We start from the raw sequence: 6,298 nt of genomic DNA, 5'->3' as shown, positions 1-6,298 counted from the left end.
CGACGTCGGCCAGGGCGACGTGCATGGGTGTGCCTCGCCGACACGGAGGGCAACGAGTTCTGCGTTCTCAGCCCCGGCTGACGCAGCGCTTCGGCTTCCAAGGCGCGTCCAGTGCAGAGTATGCAGGGGTCTTCCAGTGCTCCTCATGGCCGCTGACTTGTGGACGCTCGCCTCCGCGATCACTCACATCGGCTTCGCCCGTTGCGCGTCGGCGAGATCGGTATCGAGCCGCAGCCATGCGTCCGGCCGAGCTCGACAACGATGATGAGGAAGCGCCCCTCACGAGCGTCGCTGGTCGGTGCTGCCGCCAATGAATCCTCTCGTCGTCACCGCGTGCACTAACGGTTGTACCCCTGCGTCGCCGAGGGTATTTCGCATCGCATCGATCAGCTCGTTCACTTGGTGGACGGTGAAATAGTCGCCGGGTGACGAGTTGCGAATGCGTTCCGCGAAGTGCGATGCCAGAACCGGGCCGTAAAGGGTGAGCGCTCCTTCCGGGAAGTCCGGACGGATGAACCGATCGCCGAGACCGATGCTGCGGTTGCGGAGCATCTCGGTCGCCTCGGGAATGCCATCGCCGAGGTAAGAGACGGTGTCAGCCCAGCAGGATAGTTCTTCGACGTTCAGCCTTCTCGGCACGCCGTTCAGTCGAGATGTCAGGTGGGCGCGAAGCCATCGCTTCCACACTTCAGCACCGTCGACCCCGTCTGCACGAAGGAAATACACCACCGCCTGAGCAAACTCCGCTTCGTGCGCTCCGTCGGCGGCAAGAACGCTCTGATCGAGCAGGGTTTGGCGCGACTCCGGGGCGATACCAGCGAAGGACACGATCGAGATGACCAGGCCGAAGAATTGATTCTGGAGCTCGTTGACCCTTAGCGAGTCGAGCCGCGCCCACTCTGCGATGATACTGTCCAGGAAACCAGCGGCGAGCAGCTTGTCGTTGTAGCGAGGGTGGCGAAGGTAGGGAGGCCAAAACAACGGCGCGGTCGCGTCAGCACGGAATAACGGGAGCAGGTGCTCTGTCGCGAAGGCCGGGTCGGCAGCGAATAAGAAGAACAAGTGGCTCGCCAGAGCGGGTCCTGTGGCATCGAACGCGTGCGCCGGCCCGCAGAGAAGCTGCGTAAGAGCCTCGTGCTCGTCATCGCTGAGGCCCAACCAGTCATCACGATGTTTCCGCCATCGTCGATCAACCTCAGCCATCCAGTACTGGGCGAGGTCTCCTGGCCAAGAATTGAGGTAAGCGGTGCCATCGAGTTCGGGTCCGCTGCCTCGGAATGCGTGAACGAGTGGCCATGCTTCCTCCAAAGGTCGAGGGCGATGCGGCGCATCGCCGCGAGAGCCGGTGTCTCGTCACTCTCGATCTGCTTTCGAACCTGCTCCAGCAGGAATCGGCCGACTGAGCGAGCGGATTCTAAACTTGCGACTTGTGTTGTAACTCGTGCGACGACGGTGTTGGCAATCGCACCCAGAGCCGATTCCGCCCAACCATCGACAATAGCTCGGCGAAGGTCGTCGGCCTGAGAACCGCGGTCTGGCCGATCATCGACGAGGGCCCAAAGTTGTTCGCCGAGGTCGGGGCGGGACTCAGCCACTTGGCTCACGAGAGAAAGAGCGTCGCGCCACTCTGGTTCGTTCAAGCTCCGTTCCGAGTAGTCCCCGGCTAGGAGGTCATCGACGGTACCAGCGGGATCCTTTTCAAGGGACCCGATAAAGTCATCCAGTTCCATCGGCAGTTTTCCGCCCCAGGTGCCGGTCGTCATCCACTTGTCGAAGTCGGGATTCTCCCGCGGGGCGAAAACATGGTTTGCGTCCTGTGCCTCTGCAAGGGCTGTGCCGGCCTCAGCCCATCCGGGCGCAACTTGGGTCAGCCATACAAGCAAGTTGTAGGTTGCGTATTTGGTGTGCTGTTCACGGTCGAGGATGTCTTCCGTGACGTCTTTGGGAAGGCTAGGCCCGGCTTGTGCGGCCGAAAGGAGGTGATCTCGTGCTTCTTTCGATGCTTTTTCCGCCGACACTTTGAGGATGCGATAAGTCTCGTGTTTGAGAGTAGTTTCGTAGAGAGCAGATCGTTCTAGCAGCCACGAGATCTTCTCGTCGTACGACCGCGAGGCGTCAAGTGCGACCAAATGTAGCGCGAGACGTCGGAAGAGGTCTCGACCGATCGACCACCACCGTTCGGGCAGGTCCGGCCGTGCGAGCAGGGCTTTCTCGCCGTACGCTCGCAGCCCATCGATGACTGCGTCCGCGGGATGGCGAAACCGATCCTGCCCGTGCGGTTCGATTGCCGAGCGACGAAAGTTGAGCGGATCCCACGAGCGTAGGCCGTGATAAGCGTCGAGAAGGTCGTAAGCGGCGCTCAGTGAGTCTTCGAGTACCGCTCCCAGCATCAAGTCGCCGGGTACGGTCGCCTCGATGACCTTCAAGACGTGCTTGGTGAGACTGCGCTCCTTGGTGTTCCAATGCACTTCGGCGTCGGGGAGAGTTGTCAGATCCTCGGAGCCATCAAGGGACCATCGTCGCGTGAGCACGAGGTAAGGCCTGAGAGCCGCCCTGAGCACCGTAGGGTCTTCAGGGCGGCTGTTCGGCTGATACGACAAAAATGTCTCGGTGGCAACCGGCGCAGAGTGACCGTGAATTGAGGTCGCGAGGAATGCTTTCCATCTCCGCCCGGCGTCAGGATCCACCTTGCTCAGATCGGCGGCTGCCCAACCGGCACCCCGGAAGAGGCCCCCGCCGAGCGTTTGGCCCAACCGCTGCATCGTCTGCAGTGCTGCTCCGTGAAGTTCCGGTAACGCGATGAAGCTCTGACAGAACCAGTTCCCAAGGATGGTGGTCGTATCGTCGAAGCACGGCGGCTACGAACGTTCTAACGTGCTTCCCCTCGCTACCACTCAAATATGGGCGATTCGCCACTCATTTTGATTCGGAAGACCACTCAGTGCAGTTTTCCCTTGTTAGCGTTTGCGATGAAGGCCCCCGTCGCGCCTTAAAGAACTCGGTGTATCTGTTCTTTCGATTACCGAAAAGGAACATCGATGAGGCCTTCGTGAGGCGGGTCGTCGACCACGCCCATGACAGTTTCACGATTGGGGACCAAATGATTATCAAAAGGATCCTGGCCTGTCTGGCCATGGCTGCGCTCCTAGCCGCTTCAACAGGGACACCCGCCATAGCTGACGTCGATGCCAACGCGGGAGGCGCTCCGGCGAGAGTGGAAAACGCACCCAAGGAAGCTGCGAAGGCTGAGGCCGTAGCGCGCAAGGTCTTTGAGTCCGACAATCCCGAGCTTGCGGCCAAATCGCTCGGCTCGGAAGAGCTTGGTTTGTTTGAGGCCTATAGCGCGGTCGCGAATGTCATCAGTTCGCCGAAAAGCTACGCGCCGGCAGATAGTCTGGCCAAGAAATCCACATTGAAGGGAATAACGCCGGCTCAGTTCGGCACTCTGGCTTCCGGATGCTGGAACACTTCATCCTGGGTGATAGGCACGAATGCCTTTGGAGGGTGGCTTTACAAGCTGACCGTTAGTGGCGGATGGTGTGGCAACGGTTCGTCAGCAACACATTCATGGTTCAACGGCACGTGGGGTGAGACGTTTGCAATCGGGTGGCGCGACAATGGCCAGGTCTCCAGGCACGCAATCATCTCGGGCGGCTCGGCTAAAATTGTCGGACAGCGCGAATTCAAACTCGGTGTCGGGGGTTGGGACGTGTCGTCGCCTCGCCCCTGCGTGCGGATCATAGGTCACGGCAATGGTCAAAAAGGAGATGACCAATCATGCAGCCCTTGGTAAGGAAGCGCTCAGGCGTTGCGCTCTCCAGATTTTTCCTGCTGGGAGCGGCCATCTTGTTGATTTTGCCGCTCTATCCATTCACAGCTATCTCTGCTGTCCTGTCAGGATCTGCCCTCTTTCTTGCAGCCAGAGAAGCCCCGAGTCGGAACCGCACCCTCACCTTGGCCACGGCCGTTGTGCTGCTCGGAATGGTCATCCTCTTGACGCTCCTGAGCCTGCAGACGGGAACCATTGGCCCCCACAGCGGCGAGGTCTCGAAAGTGTAGCTCCCGCTGTTCAATGCTCAGGCGCGCACGACGGCGACACGCCCCGAAAAGGACACGTCGCCGTCGTTGTCAATTCCTTTAGTGCGGCCCGCCGTCGATCGCCAAAGCCGTTCCTTCTTGGGCGCCGTCGTGCCACACTTGGTGGACTATCGATTGACTGGGGGATCCGGGTCAGGAGATTGGTATGTGTGTTGTGATGCAACCCCGCACCTCGGGCCGCCGACTGGTGGTGATCGAGCCATGATCATCGGTTGGGCTTACTTCATGGCGGGAGTAATGACGGTTGATGCGCTCTTGCTGGGGCTGCTGCTGTTTAACGTGAAGTGGCCGAAGCACTGGAAGAGAAACGGCTAGGCGCCAGCGTAGGTGCCGGACCTAGAGGACCTTGCGGATCGACTCTTCGAAACTCGCCACGTGGTGCAGGGCGAGCGCTGCCGCCCGGTCCTCGTCGCCGTCGGCGATCGCACTGAGCAGTTCTGCGTGCTCTGCGACGTGGCTCGTCACAGAAGGCATCTTGTCCAGCATGTGGCACCAGATGCGGGTTGCCAGGTTGTCGTAGCGGATCAGCACGTCCTCAAGGTGCGGATTGGCCGCGGCCCTGTAGATGAGCCGGTGCACCTGGATGTCGTAGCGCATGAGGTCCTGCTGGCCGGCGTCGTGTGCCTCCAGGCCGCTGATGGCTGCGGCGACCTCGCGCAGTTCTTCCCTCAGCTTCGGGCTGGCCATGCGGGCAGCCCGCCGTGACGCCAAGGGCTCAAGCAGCTCGCGGATTTCCGAGACGTCCGCGAGTTGGGTGATGTCGACGCCGGTGGCGAAGGTTCCGCGGCGGGGATATGAGACCACAAGGTGGTCGCTTTCCAGCCGCTTGATGGCCTCGCGCACGGGTGTCCGTCCGATGCCGAGCTCCGCGGCGACCTGCCCGTCGTTGATGGGGTCTCCGGGTTTGATGTCCAGCATGATGAGCCGGTCGCGCAGGAGCAGGTAGGCGTTTTCCGCCAAGGACGTTCCCTGCGTGCCTGTGTCCGGTGCTTCCAGTGCAGTGCTCATGTGCCTCTCCCGTTTGCCACAATTCCAAGTCTGGCGGTTCAGTTGCCGCCGGACTGTTGACGGCTGTGTGATCTTCAACATACTATGGCAACAGTTCTAATATATCAGTTGCTGATTAGTCAGTAAATATAAGTATCTCAAAAGGAGACCACGATGGTTGAACCGCTGATCCGCCCACTCGCCCAGGCGGACCCGGAGGTTGAGCAGGCGATCGCCCAGGAACTCATCCGCCAGCAGTCCACGCTGGAAATGATCGCCTCCGAAAACTTCGCTCCTGCAGCCGTCATGCAGGCACAGGGCTCGGTCCTGACCAACAAGTACGCGGAAGGCTACCCCGGCAAGCGCTACTACGGCGGCTGCGAGCAGGTGGACGTCATCGAGCAGCTGGCCATCGATCGCGTCAAGGCCCTCTTCGGCGCCGAAGCCGCAAATGTCCAGCCGCACTCCGGCGCCCAGGCCAACGCCGCAGCCATGTTCGCGCTCCTTGAACCGGGGGACACCATCATGGGCCTCGACCTCGCGCACGGTGGCCACCTGACCCACGGCATGCGCATCAACTTCTCCGGCAAGCTGTACAACGTCATCCCGTACCACGTCAGCGAATCCGACCTCCGGGTGGATATGGCGGAAGTGGAAGCCCTCGCCCTGGAACACCGCCCGAAGCTGATCGTTGCCGGTTGGTCCGCCTACTCGCGCCACTTGGATTTCGCAGAATTCCGCCGCATCGCCGACCTCGTGGGCGCCTACCTCATGGTGGACATGGCCCACTTCGCCGGCCTCGTCGCAGCGGGACTGCACCCCAACCGGTGCCGTATGCCGACGTCGTGACCACCACAACCCACAAGACACTCGGCGGCCCGCGCGGCGGAGTCATCCTGTCGAAGGAACAATACGCACGCAAGATCAACAGCGCGGTTTTCCCCGGCCAGCAAGGCGGCCCGCTGGAGCATGTGATCGCGGCCAAGGCCGTGGCGTTCAAGATGGCGGCTGAGCCTGAATTCCAGGAACGCCAAGCACGGGTGCTGGAAGGCGCCAAGCTCCTGGCCGAACGACTCCTGAAGGACGACGTGGCCGCAGCGGGGATCTCGGTGGTCAACGGAGGCACCGACGTCCACTTGGTCCTCGTTGACCTGCGCCACTCGGAACTGGACGGCCAGCAGGCCGAGGACACCTTGCACCGCATCGGCATCAC

4 protein-coding genes and 1 pseudogene are annotated in these 6,298 nt (G+C 61.2%); 3 read left to right on the top strand and 2 right to left on the bottom strand.

Going from position 1 to position 6,298, the window contains the following annotated elements; all coding sequences use genetic code 11:
* Positions 1–279: 279 nt before the first annotated feature.
* Positions 280–1,158 carry a hypothetical protein gene (locus AHiyo1_RS25465; RefSeq protein ID WP_216363149.1) on the bottom strand — a complete coding sequence of 293 codons (879 nt, stop codon included), beginning with the start codon at positions 1,156–1,158 and terminating at the stop codon, positions 280–282.
* Between the two features lie 1,783 nt (positions 1,159–2,941).
* On the opposite strand from AHiyo1_RS25465, the gene AHiyo1_RS07565 reads away from it, so the two are divergent.
* On the top strand, positions 2,942–3,793 hold the full coding sequence (locus AHiyo1_RS07565) for a hypothetical protein (RefSeq protein ID WP_059388146.1): 852 nt from the start codon (positions 2,942–2,944) through the stop codon (positions 3,791–3,793).
* Complete coding sequence (locus AHiyo1_RS07560) at positions 3,778–4,059, top strand: hypothetical protein (protein ID WP_059388145.1); 282 nt, start codon at positions 3,778–3,780, stop codon at positions 4,057–4,059. The genes AHiyo1_RS07565 and AHiyo1_RS07560 overlap by 16 nt, the downstream gene beginning before the upstream one ends.
* Before the next feature lie 375 nt (positions 4,060–4,434).
* On the opposite strand, the gene AHiyo1_RS07555 is transcribed toward AHiyo1_RS07560, so the two are convergent.
* Positions 4,435–5,106, bottom strand: coding sequence for a GntR family transcriptional regulator (locus AHiyo1_RS07555; protein ID WP_059388144.1), 672 nt, complete (start codon positions 5,104–5,106; stop codon positions 4,435–4,437).
* A 153-nt stretch (positions 5,107–5,259) separates the two neighbouring features.
* On the opposite strand from AHiyo1_RS07555, the pseudogene glyA reads away from it, so the two are divergent.
* Positions 5,260–6,298: pseudogene (glyA, locus tag AHiyo1_RS07550) on the top strand (serine hydroxymethyltransferase); the annotation flags it as partial.

The sequence above is a fragment of the Arthrobacter sp. Hiyo1 genome, from assembly GCF_001263615.2.
In the GTDB taxonomy this organism is placed as follows: Bacteria; Actinomycetota; Actinomycetes; order Actinomycetales; family Micrococcaceae; genus Arthrobacter.
This window is presented reverse-complemented; position numbering and strand designations above follow the sequence as displayed.

Excerpts from the sequence above, each read along its gene's own strand:
- AHiyo1_RS07560 (WP_059388145.1), top strand. The coding sequence starts at position 3,778 with ATGCAGCCCTTGGTAAGGAAGCGCTCAGGCGTTGCGCTCTCCAGATTT.
- AHiyo1_RS07555 (WP_059388144.1), bottom strand. The coding sequence starts at position 5,106 with ATGAGCACTGCACTGGAAGCACCGGACACAGGCACGCAGGGAACGTCC.